The sequence below is a fragment of the Flavobacterium niveum genome (genome assembly GCF_055231775.1).
In genome coordinates this window covers 377,155-396,244 of sequence record NZ_JBUYSX010000002.1, presented here as the reverse complement: position 1 = coordinate 396,244, position 19,090 = coordinate 377,155, and the positions used below count along the sequence as shown (strand labels likewise).

The 19,090-nt window shown below is 47.0% G+C and carries 14 protein-coding genes; 8 read left to right on the top strand and 6 right to left on the bottom strand.

Going from position 1 to position 19,090, the window contains the following annotated elements; translation table 11 throughout:
• Nucleotides 1-23: 23 nt before the first annotated feature.
• From ACZIX4_RS07160 to ACZIX4_RS07150, 3 genes are all read right to left on the bottom strand, one after another.
• The gene (locus ACZIX4_RS07160) at nucleotides 24-2,387 is read right to left on the bottom strand and encodes a GAF domain-containing protein (RefSeq protein WP_463334935.1); all 2,364 of its coding nucleotides are present in this window, start codon (nucleotides 2,385-2,387) and stop codon (nucleotides 24-26) included.
• 163 nt (nucleotides 2,388-2,550) lie between these two features.
• Nucleotides 2,551-3,618, bottom strand: coding sequence for a serine hydrolase domain-containing protein (locus ACZIX4_RS07155; protein WP_463334934.1), 1,068 nt, complete (start codon nucleotides 3,616-3,618; stop codon nucleotides 2,551-2,553).
• Between the two features lie 149 nt (nucleotides 3,619-3,767).
• On the bottom strand, nucleotides 3,768-4,505 hold the full coding sequence (locus tag ACZIX4_RS07150) for a hypothetical protein (protein WP_463334933.1): 738 nt from the start codon (nucleotides 4,503-4,505) through the stop codon (nucleotides 3,768-3,770).
• A 331-nt stretch (nucleotides 4,506-4,836) separates the two neighbouring features.
• Between ACZIX4_RS07150 and ACZIX4_RS07145 the strand changes: the two genes are divergently transcribed.
• Genes ACZIX4_RS07145 through hemL form a run of 3 tightly spaced genes read left to right on the top strand, consistent with a single transcriptional unit; the run spans nucleotide 4,837 to nucleotide 8,051 of the window.
• Nucleotides 4,837-5,739 (top strand): 1-aminocyclopropane-1-carboxylate deaminase/D-cysteine desulfhydrase, encoded by a 903-nt coding sequence (locus ACZIX4_RS07145; protein ID WP_463334932.1) that lies wholly within the window; start codon nucleotides 4,837-4,839, stop codon nucleotides 5,737-5,739.
• On the top strand, nucleotides 5,732-6,757 hold the full coding sequence (locus tag ACZIX4_RS07140; protein WP_463334931.1) for a glucosaminidase domain-containing protein: 1,026 nt from the start codon (nucleotides 5,732-5,734) through the stop codon (nucleotides 6,755-6,757). Before ACZIX4_RS07145 ends, ACZIX4_RS07140 begins: the two co-directional genes overlap by 8 nt.
• A 7-nt stretch (nucleotides 6,758-6,764) precedes the next feature.
• Nucleotides 6,765-8,051, top strand: a complete 1,287-nt coding sequence (gene hemL, locus ACZIX4_RS07135) for a glutamate-1-semialdehyde 2,1-aminomutase (RefSeq protein WP_463334930.1) — start codon at nucleotides 6,765-6,767, stop codon at nucleotides 8,049-8,051.
• 136 nt (nucleotides 8,052-8,187) lie between these two features.
• Here the strand turns inward: hemL and ACZIX4_RS07130 are convergent, their stop codons facing one another.
• Nucleotides 8,188-11,919, bottom strand: a complete 3,732-nt coding sequence (locus ACZIX4_RS07130) for a metallophosphoesterase (RefSeq protein ID WP_463334929.1) — start codon at nucleotides 11,917-11,919, stop codon at nucleotides 8,188-8,190.
• Between the two features lie 32 nt (nucleotides 11,920-11,951).
• Here ACZIX4_RS07130 and ACZIX4_RS07125 point away from each other — a divergent pair, with 32 nt between their 5' ends.
• On the top strand, nucleotides 11,952-13,136 hold the full coding sequence (locus ACZIX4_RS07125) for a Pycsar system effector family protein (RefSeq protein ID WP_463334928.1): 1,185 nt from the start codon (nucleotides 11,952-11,954) through the stop codon (nucleotides 13,134-13,136).
• A gap of 244 nt (nucleotides 13,137-13,380) precedes the next feature.
• Here ACZIX4_RS07125 and ACZIX4_RS07120 read toward each other — a convergent pair whose 3' ends face one another.
• Complete coding sequence (locus ACZIX4_RS07120) at nucleotides 13,381-13,734, bottom strand: hypothetical protein (RefSeq protein ID WP_463334927.1); 354 nt, start codon at nucleotides 13,732-13,734, stop codon at nucleotides 13,381-13,383.
• Entirely contained in the window at nucleotides 13,734-14,708 is a 975-nt protein-coding gene (locus ACZIX4_RS07115; protein WP_463334926.1) for a polyprenyl synthetase family protein, read from the bottom strand. The genes ACZIX4_RS07120 and ACZIX4_RS07115 overlap by 1 nt, the downstream gene beginning before the upstream one ends.
• A 508-nt stretch (nucleotides 14,709-15,216) precedes the next feature.
• Here ACZIX4_RS07115 and ACZIX4_RS07110 point away from each other — a divergent pair.
• From ACZIX4_RS07110 to ACZIX4_RS07095, 4 genes are all read left to right on the top strand, one after another.
• On the top strand, nucleotides 15,217-15,846 hold the full coding sequence (locus ACZIX4_RS07110) for a TetR/AcrR family transcriptional regulator (RefSeq protein WP_463334925.1): 630 nt from the start codon (nucleotides 15,217-15,219) through the stop codon (nucleotides 15,844-15,846).
• A 79-nt stretch (nucleotides 15,847-15,925) separates the two neighbouring features.
• Nucleotides 15,926-16,552, top strand: a complete 627-nt coding sequence (locus tag ACZIX4_RS07105; RefSeq protein WP_463334924.1) for a TetR/AcrR family transcriptional regulator — start codon at nucleotides 15,926-15,928, stop codon at nucleotides 16,550-16,552.
• 34 nt (nucleotides 16,553-16,586) lie between these two features.
• Complete coding sequence (locus ACZIX4_RS07100; RefSeq protein ID WP_463334923.1) at nucleotides 16,587-17,954, top strand: TolC family protein; 1,368 nt, start codon at nucleotides 16,587-16,589, stop codon at nucleotides 17,952-17,954.
• A 6-nt stretch (nucleotides 17,955-17,960) separates the two neighbouring features.
• A complete protein-coding gene (locus tag ACZIX4_RS07095; protein WP_463334922.1) occupies nucleotides 17,961-19,025 on the top strand; it encodes an efflux RND transporter periplasmic adaptor subunit in 1,065 nt (354 codons plus the stop codon).
• Nucleotides 19,026-19,090: the final 65 nt, after the last annotated feature.

Sequence of the window (19,090 nt, the reverse complement as noted above, 5' to 3'; positions counted from 1 at the left end):
AAATGTAAAATTACTATAGGCCGTTACTTGGTTTGCAACTCCTTTAAAAGGTCTTCATACGTATACGTACCGGTGTTGGCAGTGCCGTAGTTTATAGAAACACGCAGTGCTTTAAGGCCGGTTACACCTTGCAGGTCTTCTACATCAAAGCTTTCCACCACATTACCCAGCAGGCCTTTGTGTTGCAAAAACTGGATGTAACGCCTGTATTCGGCTTCTTCCTTACGCTGGGTGTACACTATGGTAATCTTGCCTTTTTGCGTAATACGCTCCTGGGTACCTTTAATGTTACTCTTGTCTATGCGTTTTTTCACCACTTCGTAACGGGCATTGTAGGTGCCGTCTACGTCAAAACGCTTTTCGTCCATACGGAAGCGGATGCTTATGGGCGAACTGAATACCAGTATCAGCGAGGTAACATCAAGCTCGTATGGCAATGACGGTTTCAGGCGGTAGTACTCATTTTCCATTTCGCACATTACCTGTAGCTGCCACAACCTTAGGTTGTTCAGGTACAGTGGGTTGTACGGATGCTTCGGCGAAATACTGGCCCCTATGTACAGGTTGTGCTCTACACCATCGGTTTTAAATCGCTCGTAATAATGTGGGAAGAATGACTGTGCCTGCTCCTGTTTTTTATCGAGCAGGTTAGCCATCTGCTTGTTGATGGCCGACAGCGTACGGTCAAAATCCTTACGGCTTTGGTACACCATGTGCAGCTTGCCGTCCAGCGTATCGAAGTATTCCTTGATGCGTGTCCTTACGGTAGGGTTGCTGTTGTCAAAATGGTTCAGCACCGGGTGTACCTCGTTAATAAGGTACGCCTGTATTGTCGATTCAGTATCGGCCTTCAGCGGGTCGCGCAGCTTGTCTTCCAGGCTTTCCAGCTCGTAGATATGCTGTTCTATAAGCGGTAGTTGTTCCTGCTCAAATATAAACCGGAATACCGACAGCAAGGTTTGTACCTGTAGCATCAGGTCTTTTTCTGTACTGTCGTTACGGGCGGTGCTGCTGCCTTTTACGTCCAGCTGGCCGTAAAGCGGGTACACTTCGCGGAATACAATATCCTTAAATGCCTCGCGGTTGTTGCGGCTGTGCAGGTGTTCCAGCGCCTCCTCACGGAATTTCCAGTACACGCTTTGGTGTATGGCCGTGTATTCATTTTGTATTATGGCGTCTACCTCATTTTGCAGTTCGCTGTAGTAGCGTTCTATGGTATCGGTAATAAACGGCGTTACAAACTCCAGCTTGTTGGCATTTATGGTATTCAGCTCCTTAGGATGCGACGATACCAGTTCTATAAAGCCATAAAAACGTTCGTTTTTTACTATAGGTGCCAGTATCATGCTTCGGATGTCCTGCGAAAGCAGGTGCTTGCCCATGGCTTCCTCATCAGGGTTTTCAACAATATAGCGCTCCACATCGCTTATTACAAAGTACTTGCGGTCGTTCATTATCTCGTCGAGCGCATCGCTGCAAAACATGGCGTCGCAGTCCATTTCGCTGATACCGTTCAGTATATGGCTTTTTATTCCTACAAACGGTGCCAGCCTGAAAAGGTTGTCTTCGGTGTTTACCTCGGTAAAGCCCACGCGGAGGTCGGCCATACGGAAGATAGAACGGAAAATCCCCTCGAAATTTTCGGTGTCCTTGTCTTTCGTATCGTCGTTATTCAGCAGGCTGTCCTTAAGGCTGCCTATGGCATTTTCGGTAGTGGCATCAAACAATGATATTATGCCAAAACCCTTAACCAGCCAGCTGTCCGGCGGGAATTTCTCCTGCCACAGTTCCAGGTTGTCAAAATTATCAATCAGCCGGTCTACATCTTCGGGCGTAATGTGTACAGCCTTATCGGTAGGTACCAGCTCCATAAAATCTGCATTGTAGGTAATGCGGTAGTGGTGCATTACCCCCTCTTCATCTGGGATATCGTAAAACAGCGGCTTATTGAAATCAAACTTATACCCATAGTACGCATTAAGCACAAGGCAGCAGCAGAACACATAGAACTGGTGCCCGTCAAAATCGCGTATGGCCATATCAAAGTCGGTACCCGCATTGCTGAGTATCTTTTTAAAACGTGCCGTATGGTTAAAGGTAAGGTCGTAAAACGGTATGGTTACAGCCTTAATTTCGTTGTGGGTAAGTGCCGTGGGGAACAGGTCGGCGAGCAGGTTGCGTATCAGCCCTTCATGGGTTTCTATGAGGCCCATGTCTTCTATACCATCGCGCAGCTCAGGAAAGGGAGCGGCATGGTTTAGCAGTGCCTGTGCGTATTCGGCACGGTAGCCGGTTTCGTTTTTAGCGATATCCTCCAGTGCTTCAAGCACTTTGTGGAATGAGAGGCGGGGTGCCAACGGCCCCCATTTGTATTGCTTTGCCTCCATAGCTTCGTGTATTGGTGTGTGAGTGCAAAGGTACAAAATTTTTAAATCCGTTATACTAACTTTGAGGTTTATGCGTTGCGGGGAGGATTTGGAACACAGATGACACAGATTTTACAGATTTACACTGTTTTCTTTCGCATAACCGCATAACCAAGTTACCGCATTACCGCTTATCCCCTGCATTAAGCACACCTAAAATACCGTAACCCATTTCGCTGAGCTCGTGTTCAGAATTATCGCTGTGCATGTTTGTAAGTATAACAATCCCGGTTTTTAAGTCGGGGTACATAATAACATAACTGGTAAAACCGGCAGTACTGCCACTCTGGAAAACCGAGCGTTCTGTACCTTCCCTGTGCGACATTTGCCAGTTAAGCCCCATGGCATAGTACAATAAGTTGCCCCAGGTAGGCCGGTGCGAGAGCTCCACTACAGAGTTTTGCTCATTAAGGTGATAGCCTATATAATTAAGCATATCCGGTATTGTAGAACGTATTCCCCCGGCGGCATTGCTTTGGTTTGGCACCGCAGGCTTACCCTCCCCGTCGTACCCCTGCAATATAAATTCGCCTGACGTGTCAAGCGTGGTACTGTCCATTTTCAGGGGAGTAAAAAGCTTCCTTTTCAGTAATTCAGGAAAAGGCTTGTTGTACACTTTTTCCAGGATGTAAGCCAAAAGGTTTGCCGCACTGTTAGAATAACTTAGCTTAAAACCCGGAACAGTATCCAGTTTCACGTTATGCAGTTCTTTATAAAATGCTTTTTGGCCGAGTACCTTTCCGTTAGTGTCGTCACTTGCCCACGCGTTCGGCAATCCCGAACTGTGGTTCAGTAGCTGGTACAGCCGTATGGGCTGGCCTGCATATTCCAGGTTTGGGTACGAACCCGGTAAATAGTTGCGTATATCGTTGTTCAGCTTCACCTTGTTTTCGGTTGCGGCCATGGCAAGCAGGGTACCGGTCATGGTTTTTGTAACCGAACCTATTTCGTACAAGCTCCTGTCGTCCGTATGGTTGCCGTAGTGATACGCAGAAGTATTACCATTATCATAAACGCCTACCGAAATAACCACATTGCCCGGTTTGCCCGAAAGGAATTTTTCGGCTGCAGCATCTACAGCAATATCTATAGCCCTGAGGGAATCTGCGGGTTCTTCAGGTGTTTGTGCCGGGGCAATAAAACCAACAAGAAGAAGGACTGCCGAGAAAATGATGTTGCGGTATTTTTTCATACGGATTTGAAATTCATGCTAAAGATAGGTTATTTGGTTATTGGTTAATTCGTGGATTTGTTTATTCGACGGTTGTAGATTTCATCTCTCCTATCCGGTGTATCATTACGAGCGAAGGTACGAAGCCATCTCATAATCCAAAGTATAGACTAATATAAATTGTTACGAATTAAATGCTCCCGTATAACTCTTCCCATATCTTCAAGCATCTTATTATCTACATTCATGCTTAGTTGTCGGGTATGAATTACCAGTTTCTTGCAATCCTCACTATAATGCAGATAAAACCAATTCCCCCTCTTATAATCTGTATACTTTCCTATTTTGTCTCCTGGGTAGGTAACTTTAAATGTTTTATCTATTTCTCTATTAGGGTCAATATTGGTAATATAATTTGAACAAGCCAGCACCACGACCGAAAAGCCTTGGATATACGCTGAATTTTTAAATAATTCCTTTCGGTCTTTTAAACTACTTTTATCAGCTGAAGAAGTACGTTTTGATGGTGCATCATTAATCTCAGTGGTAAATACCTTTTCAAGAAAATCCACATGGAAAGGTTCACTTTTCTTTTCAAAAATTATGTCTGTTAGTTTTTGGTATTTGCTCCAGGTATTTCTTCCCCAACCGGCTCTTAAATCATGATCTTTGGAGACAGCATAGCTCAATACTTGCCCTTCATTGTTTTCTATAAGCCCTTTCCAGTCATTGGCATTTTTAGAATATTCCTGAATCCTGACATCTTCTTTGTCCGTTGCAGATTCTTTCCCAACAAACAAAATTTTTGCATAAGGGTTGCCAATGCCGATATAATACGTTTGCCTGGCTCCATCCGTAACAAAGTTTATAAATTCTTGTGAATGCTTAATTTGTGGCAATGTATCCATGGTTAAGTTGTTTTAAATTAGGTTGATTGGATAAATGTAATATTTCAATTTTGCACTCCAAAACTGAAAGAAACGTTTTTCATAAAAAACTAATGCTTCCTGAAATCAGGTGATAAATCATTGTAAATTTGTGGTATCGGTTATTAATGCCAATGTGATATGAGATGGCTTCGTGCCTCGCCATGACGGACCGGATAAAAGCATTAGAAAGAAATCCGCATTCTAATAATAAATCTGTGTAAATCTGCAAAATCTGTGTCATCAGTGTTCCAAATTAACGCATCCACAAAAATCGAATAACCATATAACCGCATTACCGGATAACCCACAAATGAACCAAAACCTCCCTATACCCCTCCCATACGGCATTACCCTTACCATAAAGCGCGAGGACCTGCTGCACCCGCATATTTCGGGCAATAAGTTCCGTAAGCTGAAGTACAACATACTGGAGGCAAAACAACAGGGAAAGGCGGCCTTGCTTACCTTTGGCGGGGCATACAGCAACCATATAGCGGCGGCGGCGGCGGCAGGCAGGGAGTACGGCTTTACCACCATAGGCATCATAAGGGGCGATGAATTGGTTGATAAAATTGGGGATAACCCAACGCTTTCGTTTGCAGCAGGTTGCGGAATGCGTTTTAAATTTATATCACGGGAAGACTACCGCCGCAAAACCGAACCGGAATTCCTGGAGGCGTTGCAGGCGGAGTTTGGCGATTGCTATATTCTGCCGGAAGGTGGCACTAACGCACTGGCCGTTAAGGGCTGCGAAGAGATACTTACGCAGGAAGATGCACAGTTTACCCACATTTGCCTGGCAGTGGGTACGGGCGGCACCATATCGGGGGTGATAAATTCAGCGGCAGAAAACCAGCAGGTAATAGGCTTCCCAGCGTTAAAAAACGCCGGATTGTGGGATGATATCCGTACATTTGCAACAAATCAAAACTGGCAGCTGGTGGAGGATTACCACTTTGGCGGATATGGCAAGGTAACAGCGGAACTGGTGGCGTTTATCAATGATTTTTACGATAAAACGCACATACCGCTGGATCCGGTGTATACGGGCAAGATGGTTTTTGGCGTTATAGACCTTGTACAGCAGGGCTTTTTCCCGAAAGGGGCCAAAATACTGCTCATACACACCGGGGGGCTACAAGGCACAGAGGGCATGAACCGCCTGCTTATGAAAAAGAATTTACCCATATTAAAAACACTATCAGATGATTAAAAAAATCGGGGCATTTGTATTATTGGCAGCGCTGGTATCCTGCGGGGGCAGCAAGGCACCTTACATACAGACTACTAAAAACGACAAATCGCGTAATCATCGTACCACTCCTAAAAAAGCAACCGCTTCAACCGGAAAAAAAACCGAAGTGCTGGAAAGCACCTCGCGCACTGTGGTATACAGCGAGCAGGTACAAAACTATGTTACAACTTATAAAGGTATAGCGCAGGACAACATGCGCCGCCACGGCATACCGGCCAGTATCACGCTGGCGCAGGGTATATTAGAGTCGGGTGCGGGCTATGGTGACCTTTGCGTAAGCGCCAATAACCACTTCGGTATTAAGTGCCACAAGGACTGGACGGGCGAAACTGTAACCCATGACGACGATGCCGCAGGCGAATGCTTCCGCAAGTACCCTAAGGCAGCCGACTCGTTTGAAGACCACTCGCAGTTCCTTACCACACGCAGCCGCTACGCCAGCCTGTTTGAGCTGGAAAAAGACGACTACGAGGCCTGGGCTAAAGGGCTTAAATCGGCAGGTTATGCTACCGATCCTAAGTACCCGGATAAGCTTATCGGCCTGATAGAGCGTTTCGAGCTGGCAAAATATGATGCCGAGGTATTGGGTAATGCCAAACCGTCCATCAATAAAGATATCCCTGTAAAAGGCGAGCTTACCGAAATAGTAGCTACCCAAAGCGTACCTAAAACGGTAGTGCAGCAAACCCCTACTATATCTACCGAAACCCCTAAGCAGGAAACCCTGCCTGTTATACTGGACAGGACTCCGGTTGTTGTACCGGCAGAACAACCTGCGCAAACTACTCCGGCTGTTGCCAAGCCCGCAGAAACAGCTGCTACAACTACCGCTACAGGCGATACCCACGAGGTAGTAAAGGGCGATACGCTGTACTCTATCTCAAAAAAATACAACACTACCGTAGACGAAATAGTGCGCCTTAACAACCTGGCCGGAAATGCCATAAGCATAGGACAGGTACTAAAAGTGAAATAAAAGAACCATGCTATACGAACGCAGCAGCCGCCTTTTTGCCGAGGCCTCACAGGTTATTCCCGGCGGCGTAAACTCGCCCGTACGTGCCTTTAAAGCCGTGGGTGGAACCCCTATTTTTGTAAAAGAAGCTAAAGGTGCCTACCTTTTTGATGAAGACGGCAACCGCTATATAGATTATATAAACAGCTGGGGTCCCATGATTTTGGGCCATGCTTACGCACCCGTGGTAGATGCCGTTATAGAACGTGCCAAAAAAGGTACATCTTTCGGTACGCCTACCGCGCTTGAAACCGAGATTGCAGCACTGGCCGTTTCTATGGTGCCGAATATAGACAAGATACGCTTTGTAAACAGCGGTACCGAAGCCTGTATGAGTGCCATACGCCTGGCACGCGGCTATACCAATCGCGAAAAGATTATAAAATTTGCAGGCTGCTACCACGGCCATTCTGATTCGTTCCTGATTCAGGCGGGCAGTGGCGCGGTAACCTTCGGCAGCCCTAACAGCCCCGGCGTTACCCAGGGTACTGCCAAAGATACCCTGCTGGCAACCTACAACGACCTGGCCAACGTAACCGAAATTTTTGAGGCCAATAAAGGCGAAATCGCAGCCATAATCATAGAGCCGGTAGCCGGTAATATGGGGTGCATCCCTCCAACTGACGGCTTCCTCCAAGGGCTGCGCAACCTGTGTGATGCGCACGGCACCCTGCTGATATTTGACGAGGTAATGACGGGCTTCCGCTTAGCAAAAGGCGGTGCGCAGGAGTTGTTTGGCATTAAAGCTGATATTGTTGCTTTTGGCAAAGTAATAGGCGGCGGGCTTCCTGTGGGGGCATTTGCCGCACGCAATGAAATAATGGATTACCTGGCGCCTGTAGGCCCGGTATACCAGGCAGGTACGCTGAGCGGCAACCCGCTGGCTATGGCTGCCGGGCTGGAAATGCTGAAAGCGCTGAACAACGACCCTGAGGTATTTGTAAGGCTGGATGCCAAAACCGCTTACCTGGAAACGGGTATACGCAACATACTGGACAAAAAGAAAATAGCCTACACCATAAACCGTACAGGTTCCATGATTTCGGTACACTTTGATGCAAGGCCGGTGACAGATTTTGCAACGGCGGGTTATGGTAATAACGATACGTTTAAGAAGTTCTTCCACGGACTGCTAAACGAGGGTGTATACATAGCGCCATCGGCTTATGAAACCTGGTTCATTACCGATGCGCTCTGCTACGAAGACCTTGATTTTACTCTTGCCGCAATAGAAAAAGTTGCAGGCACGCTATAAGACATTAAATCAATAGAAAATACAAATGCCACGCAGTTTTGCGTGGCATTTATATTTTATGGTAGTGCGCTCTTACAGGAATCTATGACATAAGCGCCCAGTCTTATTCCTGATGGGCCATTAAGGCCGGTTATGATTATAATCCCACCATCATACCAAAGGTAATCCTGCCACCATCTGACGTATAAAAATAGCTGAGCTTTGCGGTAACAGCACTTGCGCCGTTCAGCCAAAAGCCGCCACCTGCGCCCTGGTGCCACTTATTGCTGTTTTCGCCCGGAAGCCATACGCGGCCATAATCGTACCCGGCCAGCAGGCCATAGGTTACCGGCACTATGCTTTTGCCTTTGCCCAGTGTATACCTCAGGTCGGTAGTATGCAGGAAGGTATTACGCCCTGCAAAACGCTCACGGCGGAAACCCCTCAGGTCGGCATCGCCACCCAGCGTATTGGCCTGGTAAAACTCGTAGTTGTTGTTAAAGATAAGCTTGCCCTTCACCCCACTGGAAACCACCAGCCTGTCATCAGGCGTTATGCGGTGCCAAAAGGCAAGGCCGCTTTCAGCATGGGCAAAGTTGCGCTCAAAGGTATCAAAGCTTACCTTCCACCCTCCGTTTACGTAAAACTTCATACCCATAGCAGGGAGCGAAGCGTTATCATAGTTTTCAAACTTATACGTACCCTGCACATCGGCATACTGCATATGTTCAAATAAACGCGACGGTATGGCACCCGGCTGGTTTACAAAACGGCCTGTGGTACCGTCTACCTCTATGGTTTCAAAATCGGTTTTCAGCTCGGCAAAACTGCCGTTTACCCCTTCCCTGAACAGCGACGGCGACACACGGAATACCTGTAGTTTTACACGGTTATAGTCCAGGCTAAGGTCGTCATCGTAGTTTTTGGTTTCGTTACCCATCCCGAAATAGTTAATACTGAAATTCGGGCTGGTATAGCGGGCATCAATACCAATGTTCCACTTGCTGACTACATTCATAAACGTGCCGCGGTAGGTAAGCTCAAAACCCTGGGTGGCAAAAAAGTAATTGGCCCCAAAGGTATGCTTACGCGAAAATGGCCTGCGGTTAAAATTGTTTACCGTATAGCCGGCCACAGCCCCCAGCTTTACGCCATCATCGGGGTTAAAGCCCGCCATAGGGTAGGCTACCCAGTAATTATAATCCGGCTTTTTGTAGTCGTAGCTGTTGGTTTCATAATTATCGGTAAGGCGCAGGGCGGTGCGGGTGTCGGTCTGGTAGGTATTTTCCTTACTCTTAAAGTCGTATATCTTCACCTTCCTGCCGTTTTCCACAATATAATTGTCGTGGTTCTGTCCGCCTATCAGCCTTACGGTAATAGGATGTTCGGGTTGGCCTTTTACTTCAAAAGTATCATCATCGTCAAGGCCGTAAATCCACAGCTCCTTCGTCTGCGCACGGTTGTAAGTATTGTTATAGATGAGCGAATCTCCTTTTTTACTCGCCTTATACAGCTCTACCTGTGTAACGCCATCGGGTTTACGTGTAATAACGAAACGGTCTTTTTTATCAGTACCGGTAAGCAGTACCGTATGCAGTAGCACCTTACGGTATTCCAGCGCATATTTATCCAGCTTATCGCGACGGCTCTTCAGGTTTTTCTTGATGTTTTCTATATCAGCATCCATAATCTCCGGCGGAAGCTGGGCAAATGCTTTTTCTATAGCTGCATCGGTAAGGTGCTCCTTTATGTAAGCGGCCTGTTCCAGCCATTCCTTTTCGCCGCTTTTGGTAATAAATGCCACATCCTGCGGATAGCCCTGTTTGGCCTGCCATTTTACACTCGGTATATCACCGGAATAATTACGCATGTAGCGCAGCGCAGGTATCTTCATAATCAGCGACAGTAGTGCCCCGTCTATCTTCGGGAATGCCTGGTCGCGGTCGCGCGGTATGGGGCGGTAGTAGGTGCTGTCCGGCGTTTTAAACTCAGCCCAGCGCCACTGGTCGGCATGGCGGTCCCAGTCGCCCACGGCAAAGTCAAACAAGCGGGCACGGATGTACAGCTTTTCGTCTATTACATTCTTTTTGCTTTTGGCAAGCTTATCGTGTACATCGGCAGAACTCACAATACCATCGGCATTGCCAAAGGTATCGGCCTTGCTGAACTCATCCGTAGGGCGTTCCTCCACCATAAAAAGGGCATCGCCATATTCGGTATTGTAGTTGCCCAATGCGGGCTGCTTCGGTATGTAAACCAACTCAGGGTTAGTATGGTAAATGCCCACTGCACCCACCAGGTCGTTAATGATAAAAGGCGTATACGGGTTAGCCGTAGTATAAAAATCGAGCAGGAAGCGTTCTGCAAAAGTATCTTCAAACTCATCGCCTATATAACGTGTACGGAACGCCGACGACTGTAAAAAACGCGTAGTGCTTTTGCGCACGGCACGCATTACATATTCGCGGCCCTGTTTGTCTATCAGGCGGATTGAATTACTCTGGTGGCCGCCGCCCGTGCGGCCCACGGTAAGTCCGCCGTGCAGGGTATCGAGCACTACCATGGGCACCCTTACCGGGGTGCTGTAGTACTTGCGGTAATGCTCCCCGAACAAAAAGCGGTAAAAGCCGCCCTTGGTAGTCTCTGCTTTGGTGTAAATACTTGCTACGGTATCTTTCGGGAAGTTGCGGCCGTACGTGGCCGGTGCCGCACCCGATTCTTTTTCTTTATGCAGCAGGCGTTTGGTAAATATCTGCTCTTCGCCGTTATCGGTTACCTTATAGTATTTTACTATAGCCTCGCCATTGGTATACACATCGAGCGTGGCATAACCGCGGCCACCGTATGAAAAATCATTGTCATACAGTGCGCGTGCCGGTTCTTCCTTACTGCCTGCGCCGCTTATTATCTGCTTTATGTTGTCTTTTTCTATGTATTGCAGGTTGTGGTCGTGCCCCGATATTACGATGACATTATCGCGCGGCTGCAACAACGTTTTTATACGGTTGCTCAGGGTACTGTATTCCTTGCTTTGCAGGTCCTGGTCTATAACGCCACCGGCACTGCGCAACAGGTTACCCAGCGAACCCAGTATGGGCATAGGTATATTGTAATGCGAGGGGTACAGCTCCTTCCTTGGCGAAAACTGCCCTCCGTGTGCACCGTTATCCATAAGCGGGTGGTGCAGCGCCAGGAGTATGGTTTTGTCCTGATTTTTGTTCAGCAGGCTTTCCAGTTCCAGAAAAAAAGCCTCTCGGGTTTTTATGTCGCAGTCGTCGTTTATGGTAGGATAATTGTCCCAGTTTTCCAAAAACCACTGGCTGTCTATGGTAATTATGGTAATATCATCGGTAACTTCAATATCGTTTATGGCACAGCCACTACCCGGCTGGAATGCTTTTTTGCCAAGGGCAGCCTTTACCAGCTTTTCCTGTTCCTGAAGGCCTTTAAGCCCGTGGTACCAGTCGTGGTTACCGGGAATAAAATACGTTTTACCCTTAAAAAGTGCTGCAAGCGCCAGCTGGCTGTTTAGTGAAGCCTCGGCTTCGGCACGGCTTTTATCGCCTTCGGGTGGCATGCCCAGCGGGTAAATATTATCGCCCAGGTAAAACAGGGTGGTGTTTTTACCCTCTCCCTTCAGCTTATCCCCCACTACCGAAAGCAGCCGCCGCGAATGCGGGCTGTCGGCAAAACCGGCATCGCCCACCAGGTAAAAACTGTGGGCAAGGGTATCGGTTGCGGTAACCGCGGTATTATCTTTGTCTATAAGGGCTTTTGGGCCGTATTGTTCGTGCCGGGTAGCGCACGATGACAGCGCCAAAGCAGCAACGACAACAGCCGTACTGCCAATATTTTTTGAAAGCCTGGTGCCAACCGGAAAGATTTTCATAATTTGGTAGTGTTTTTAAATCAGTCTTGCCAATGGATATTGTTTCAAAAGCGGAGAACTACGTATTCCACCTATTCAAAGATAGGTTATCTCCCGATTATATTTACCATAATTTTAACCATACTTTACGTGTGGTGCGTGCCGCTGAAACCATAGCTAAGGCAGAAGATGTGGCACCCGATATGCTTGAGTCCATTACCCTTGCGGCCTGGTTCCATGATGCCGGGTATATAGACGGGGGTGCCGGGCATGAGAAACGCAGTGCCAAAATGGCCGAAGATTTCCTGAAAGAAAACGGCTACCCTGAAGGAAAAACGGAGTTGATAAAGCGCCTTATCATGGCTACCGAAATGACCCATGAGCCGGAAGACCTGCCCGAAAAGATAATGAAGGATGCCGACTGCGCGCATTTTGCCGACCCGAATTACATTCAGTTATCGGAACTATTGCGCAGCGAATGGGAGAAAACCGAAGGCAAGGATTTTACCGACCTGGAATGGAATGTGGCAAACCGCATGATGCTACTGCACAAGCACCGCTTTTATACCCATTATGCTAAAAAACACCTGCAACCTATAAAGGAGGCAAACATTGCCGCACTACAGGAAGCCATAAGCGGCTACGATAAGCAGGACAAAAAAGAAAAGAAGAAAGAGAAAAAAGAAAAAGATAAGAAAAAGGAGGAAAAGCCCGACCGTGGCATAGATACCCTTTTCCGGGTGACGCTGAGCAACCATACCCGCCTGAGTGATATAGCCGACAGCAAGGCAAACATACTGCTATCGGTAAACACAATCATCATATCTATAGCGCTGAGCAGCCTTATCCCTAAGCTGGACAGCCCTGCCAATGCGCACCTGGTATTCCCTACGTTTATAATGATGCTGTTTAGTACCGTGAGTATCATCTTCGCGATACTGAGCACAAGGCCGAAAGTAAACTCGGGCAACGTAACCAAAGCCGACATACAGCATAAGCGTATTAACCTGCTGTTTTTTGGCAACTTCCACCAAATGGGGCTGGACGAGTACGATGCCGCACTGAAAGAAATTATGGCCGACCGCGACGACCTGTACAGCGCCCTGATTAAAGACCTGTACTACCTGGGCCTGGTGCTAAACCGCAAGTACCGCCTGCTGCGTATTACTTATAACATTTTTATGGTGGGGATTATTATCTCTGTATCGGCGTTTGTGTATGCGTTTTGGATGCTATAGTTTTTGTTTAAAGTTTAAAGTTTCAGGTTGCCAATAGCAATGGAAACTGTATAGATAACAAAGCCCATAAGCGATAAACTTATGGGCTTTGTTATATTTATGAGATTACTTCGTCGTGCCTCCTCGTAATGACGGGGCGTGAAAAAAGTAATGTATAAAGACTGATTAACCTCTGGATGCATACAAGTTATCAGGCCCGAGTGAAGCTCCCAACAACTAACAACTAACAACTGACAACCAACAACTAATACCTGTTCCTAAACCACACCTTTTGCCATTCACGCTTCAGGATAAGGAAGGTAACCTGCTCTGCCAGTTCGGCTATATCGCCGCCGTTGAGGGCTTTTACGTCTTTTTCGGGTACGTCTATAATATAGAGGAGGTTAAGGTATTCGGCAAACTTGTGGTGAATCATCCGGAAGATTTTATCCTGCACCGCCATTTTCATATCAAAGGGCGATATGCCTTCTGCTAAATCCATAGACTCATTGGCCAGCGCAAAATCCTTGTTCAGCTGTTCTATAAGTTTTGTGTACAGCTGCTCTTTTTGAGCCTGGCTCAGCAGCAGGTCGGTATTTTCCGGGGGAACGTAAGTCATTATACAGTGCGTTTCATCAGGTTTTGGCCAAAGGCGCGCAGCACTTCTTTTTTATCTGCCGCAATATCCATTTTATCAAGGGTATCAAATGCCTTCAGGGTGTATTCCTCTATGGCTTTTTTAGTCACTTCGTCGGCACGGCTTGCGGTGAAGATGTTTTTTACGTCTTCTATTTTATCTGTAGCATCTTCAGGTTGCGCGGCAAACCATTGCAGCAGGCGTTCGCGGCTGTTATCGTCGGCCTGTTTTATGGCTTTAAGGTACAGGTAGGTTTTTTTATTCTCGATGATATCGCCCCCCACCTGTTTGCCAAAAGTAAGAGGGTCGCCAAAGGCATCAAGGTAATCGTCCTGTAGCTGGAAGGCTATGCCCAGGTAGCGCCCAAAGTCGTATATAAGGCTTGCATTCTCCTCCGATGTCTTGGCTACTATGGCGCCCATTTTCATGGCGGCACCTACCAGCACTGCGGTTTTGTATTCTATCATTTTAAGGTACTCCGGCTCGGTAACGTCGTTGCGGGATTCAAAATCCACATCCCATTGCTGGCCTTCGCACACCTCAAGGGCAGTTTTGCTGAACAGCTTTGCCAAGTCGCGGAAGGTTTCCGGCTGGTATTGCTCAAAATACTGGTAGGCCAGTATCAGCATGGCATCGCCGCTGAGGATACCGGTATTAATGTCCCATTTTTCGTGTACGGTCTGGTTGCCACGGCGCAGTGGCGCGTCGTCCATAATATCGTCGTGCACCAGGCTGAAGTTGTGGAATACCTCTACAGCCACAGCAGCCGGCAGGGCTTCGCGGCAGTCGGCATCAAATACCTCAGCAGCCATAAGGGTAAGTACCGGCCTTATGCGCTTGCCGCCCAGCGACAGTATATAGTTTACGGGATCGTACAGGTTTTTTGGTTCTTTCTCCACAGCGGTACTGGCAAAATAATCGGCCACTACCTGCTGGTAATAGGTTATAGGGTGCATTACTACAGAATATTTGGGCTAAAGTAGTTTATAATTCACTGTTATGCAAAATTAAGAGCATTGCAAAGAGTTTTCAGTCGCAGTCGCAGTTTACAGCGCTCACTCGTGTATGACGTAACACGGAGTTTCACAGAGGAGGCACAGAGCTACACAGAGAAAGCGAGAAGTTTCTTAATGTTTTTATTCGCTAATGTTTTTTAGTATACAGAGCATTCCTACGGAATGAAGAGAAGAACCCGGAGTTTTCAGTCGCAGTCGCAGTTTTCAGCTTTGCGCCTTGGCGGCTTTGCGAGAAACAATCCCTCGCAAGGTTTGACAAAAGCAAAGCCCGTTAGACAATACATCGTAAACTGCAAAGAAATTTATAATACGTTGCAGGTTTGGCAAATTAAGGGATTTAAATTTTGAAAATTCTTACAATAGGCAACTAAACATCTCGTGTTTGACAAAAATGTAAAAACTTTGGAAACTTTTTTTGTTTTTAAAGTTTCCTTGCTATATTTGTACCATGGAAAATGAACCCCACATAAGCGAGCAGATTCTGGAAAAGGCAAAAGAGATGTATCTTTCGCTCGGCTTTAAGGGTGTAACGCTTGATGATATAGCCCAGGAAATGAGCATCAGCAAGAAGACCATCTACCAGCATTATGCCAATAAAAATGAGTTGGTAGAAGCGGTACTGAATAACCTGATGCAAATTGTGTTTGCTGAAATTGAAAAAATTTCGGCATCTGATGTAAATGCCATAGAAGAACTCTTTGAAATACGAAAATACCTGCGCCGCACCATAGAAGACCGCTACAGGCTGGCCATCTACCAGATGTACAAGTTTTTCCCCGAGATATCGCAGAAAATGCACTTCCGCCAGTTCGACCGCATGCAGGAGAGCGTAACATGCAACCTTAAGAAGGGAATAGAAGAAGGCCTGTACCGCCCGGAAATTAACTGCGAGTTTGTATCGCGCATGTACTTTGCAGGGGTATCGGCTACTAAAGATACAAGCATTTTCCCGGAACAGCTTTTTACGGTAAACCAACTCCACGTGCTGTACCTGGAATACCACCTAAGGGCCATATGTACACCAAAGGGCATACAACAAATTGAAAACCACCTGAAGGAAATCGAAGAAAACTCTTAACAAAATTTAACATTTGCTAATTCAGGGAAACCTATACATTTGCATTGACAAAAATGTCAAACAAAAAAGTTAAACTAAAATGTCAGCTAAAAAAACCGAAGATATAGCCGTTGCAGTTGATACAGAACAGCTGATAAAAGATACCGCCAAAAAACTTTTCTTTGGCGAAGGAAAATTTAATGCCACCACACAGGAAATAGCCGATACAGCCGGGGTAAACCGTACGCTTATAAACTACTACTTCCGCTCGCGCGATAACCTGTTTAACATAGTGTTTGAAGAAGCACAGCAAAAAGAGCAGGACCGCACCGAGGTTATTGTATACAGCGAAGGGTCGCTTCGTGAAAAAATAAGCGATTACCTGGACTTTAACCTGCAGCAAAGCAAAGAATACCCCTACCTGGAAATATATATGGTAACCCAGATGAACCAGGGCTGCGTGTACAAAGACCCGGAAACTATGAACCGTATGCTGGATAAGTTTTACCTGCAAATAGCTGTAGAAATGGACAAAGGATATATCCCGAAGATGCGCCCAGAGCAGTTTTTGCTGAATTTTATTTCGCTGTGCTCGTTCCCGGTGTCTATGCGCCCGCTGTTGCAGGAAACCATGGGCTTTACCCAGGAAGGCTACGACCGCCTGTTGGAAGAGCGCAAGCAGATAATACTGGACCTGCTGTTTTGCAGGAAAGAAAACGAATTATAGAAAACCCAATATAATCATTAAATATCAACAAAAAATGAGCAGTTTAATCACCCGTAAGGGGCTATTAGCCCTCTTGATGGCACTCCCGGCAGCTCTTGGCCTACACGCGCAGACAAAACCCGCGCAGGCCATAACGCTGAAGGATGCCATAAACTACGCGCTGCAAAACAAGGCCGATGCCGCCAAGGCAAAGCTGGATGTAGAAAACAGCGAGTATAAGATACAGGAGGTGCGTGCACAGGCATTGCCAAACATATCGGCAAGCGGTGGCCTTACGTACAATCCTATTTTACAACTTAATGCGCTTCCGGGACAGTATTTCGGCGGCCCTGTCGGATCTGTAATCCTTGCGCCACTGGGCCAGAAATGGACTTCGGTAGCAGGTGTAAACCTTACCCAGAAGCTTTTTGACCAAAGCGTATTTACAGGGCTAAAGGCAGCCAAAAGCACCCGCGAGTTCTACCAGGTAAATGCACAGCTTACCGAACAACAGGTTATAGAGCGCGTGGCTACAAACTACTACCAGGTATACGTGCAGCGCCAAAACCTGAACACCCTTACCGAAACGTACAAGAATACCGAAAAGGTACGCAATGTAATAAAAGGGCAGTTTGATGCAGGCCTGGCACGCAAAATAGACCTGGACCGTATGAACGTAAACCTTCGTAATGTGGAAACGCAGCTTACACAGGTAAAGAATGCTGTAGAGCTTCAGGAAAATGCACTGAAATTCTACATGGGCATGCCTATAGACACACCTATAACCCTACCGGACAGCGACATGCAGGTAAAACCACTGGCGCTAAGCGAAGCCCCCGATGTTACTAACCGTACCGAATACCAGTTATTGCTTAAACAAAAACAGCTGTACTACTACAACAAGAAAGCACAGCAGGCAGCCTATTACCCTACCCTTTCTGTTACTGCCGGGTATAACTACATAGGCCAGGGCCCTGAAATGCCATGGTTTAAAAAGCCAAGCAATGATGTATACTGGACTGATTACAGTGCTATAGGGCTTAACCTGCACGTACCTATATTCACCGGTTTCGGTACCCGTGCCAAGGTAAGGCAGGCCGATATAGAACTTCGCAAGACTGAAGAGGACATTAAAGATACCAAACTGAGCCTTGACCTGGATTACCGCAATGCAAAGGTTAGTATAGAAAACAACCTGAGTACCATACAGCTGCAAAAAGAAAATGCCAAGCTGGCAAAAGAGGTACTGGAAAACACACAAAACAACTACAAGCAAGGGCTCGCCACACTCACCGACCTGCTTGATGCAGAAAACTCGTACATAGAAGCACAAAATAACTATAATGCTGCCCTGCTGGACTATAAGCTTGCCGAAGTGCAGCTGATAAAGGCCAAAGGCGAACTGGAAACATTAAAAAATTAACCTGAGATGAAAAAAGTAATATACGTTGTAGCCATAGCCGCTGTACTGGGACTGGGATACTATATACTAAATAAGAACAAAGCCAAGAACGAAGCCGAAACGGCCGTAGTGGCAAAACAGAACAACTCGGTTGCGGTGCGTATTGCCACTGCCAAAAACGAGGTGCCAAACCTGGAGTATACTGCTAACGGTAATTTTGAGCCGGCACAACAGCTGGAGTTCCCTGCCGAAAACAACGGCCGTGTGGTTAAGGTACTGGTAGACGAAGGTGACCGCGTACGTGTAGGCCAGGTGCTTGCCATTGTAAAAGGCGACCAGCTGAACATACAGTTGCAAAGCGCCAATGCTTCTTACCAGAATGCCAAAGCCGACCTTGCCCGCTACGAAAGTGCGTTCCAAACCGGTGGTGTTACCAAGCAGCAGCTGGACCAGGCCAAAGTGGCCCTTGCCAATGCAAAGGCGCAGTATGACCAAACTCGTGTAAGCCTTGGCGACAACAGCATTAAAAGCAGCATAAACGGTATTGTAAACAAGCGTAATATAGAGCCGGGCAGCGTAGTATCTCCGGGTACTGTACTGTTTGAACTTGTAGACGTAAGCAGCCTGAAACTAAAGGTAACCGTTCCGGAAAGCCAGATTGCTTCACTTAAACTGGGCAGTACCATCAATGTAACTGCCAGCGTATACCCTGACAAGAAATTCAGCGGTAAGGTAACGTTCATTGCCCCTAAGGCAGATGGGTCGCTTAACTTCCCTGTAGAGATAACCATAGCCAACAACCCTAACAACGAGCTTAAAGCCGGTATGTACGGTTCGGCAGTATTTGGTAACAGTGCCGGTACAAAACAACCATCGGTACTTACCGTGCCACGTGTAGCCTTTGTGGGCGGTGTGGGTAACAACGAACTATTTGTAGTTAAAGACAGCGTAGCCAAACTTACAAAAGTGGTGGCAGGCCGCATCTTTGGCGACCAGGTAGAGGTGCTTAAAGGAATCAACGACGGCGACGTGGTGGTAACCAGCGGGCAGATAAACCTTGCAGACGGCAGTAAAGTAAGCGTTATAAAATAGGCCCAAAGCCCCCTAACCCCCAAAGGGGGAACAGTTCCCCCTTTGGGGGTTAGGGGGCGCTTAAA

Excerpts from the sequence above, each read along its gene's own strand:
- ACZIX4_RS07160 (WP_463334935.1), bottom strand. The coding sequence starts at position 2,387 with ATGGAGGCAAAGCAATACAAATGGGGGCCGTTGGCACCCCGCCTCTCA.
- ACZIX4_RS07155 (WP_463334934.1), bottom strand. The coding sequence starts at position 3,618 with ATGAAAAAATACCGCAACATCATTTTCTCGGCAGTCCTTCTTCTTGTT.
- ACZIX4_RS07150 (WP_463334933.1), bottom strand. The coding sequence starts at position 4,505 with ATGGATACATTGCCACAAATTAAGCATTCACAAGAATTTATAAACTTT.
- ACZIX4_RS07145 (WP_463334932.1), top strand. The coding sequence starts at position 4,837 with ATGAACCAAAACCTCCCTATACCCCTCCCATACGGCATTACCCTTACC.
- ACZIX4_RS07140 (WP_463334931.1), top strand. The coding sequence starts at position 5,732 with ATGATTAAAAAAATCGGGGCATTTGTATTATTGGCAGCGCTGGTATCC.
- hemL (WP_463334930.1), top strand. The coding sequence starts at position 6,765 with ATGCTATACGAACGCAGCAGCCGCCTTTTTGCCGAGGCCTCACAGGTT.
- ACZIX4_RS07130 (WP_463334929.1), bottom strand. The coding sequence starts at position 11,919 with ATGAAAATCTTTCCGGTTGGCACCAGGCTTTCAAAAAATATTGGCAGT.
- ACZIX4_RS07125 (WP_463334928.1), top strand. The coding sequence starts at position 11,952 with ATGGATATTGTTTCAAAAGCGGAGAACTACGTATTCCACCTATTCAAA.
- ACZIX4_RS07120 (WP_463334927.1), bottom strand. The coding sequence starts at position 13,734 with ATGACTTACGTTCCCCCGGAAAATACCGACCTGCTGCTGAGCCAGGCT.
- ACZIX4_RS07115 (WP_463334926.1), bottom strand. The coding sequence starts at position 14,708 with ATGCACCCTATAACCTATTACCAGCAGGTAGTGGCCGATTATTTTGCC.
- ACZIX4_RS07110 (WP_463334925.1), top strand. The coding sequence starts at position 15,217 with ATGGAAAATGAACCCCACATAAGCGAGCAGATTCTGGAAAAGGCAAAA.
- ACZIX4_RS07105 (WP_463334924.1), top strand. The coding sequence starts at position 15,926 with ATGTCAGCTAAAAAAACCGAAGATATAGCCGTTGCAGTTGATACAGAA.
- ACZIX4_RS07100 (WP_463334923.1), top strand. The coding sequence starts at position 16,587 with ATGAGCAGTTTAATCACCCGTAAGGGGCTATTAGCCCTCTTGATGGCA.
- ACZIX4_RS07095 (WP_463334922.1), top strand. The coding sequence starts at position 17,961 with ATGAAAAAAGTAATATACGTTGTAGCCATAGCCGCTGTACTGGGACTG.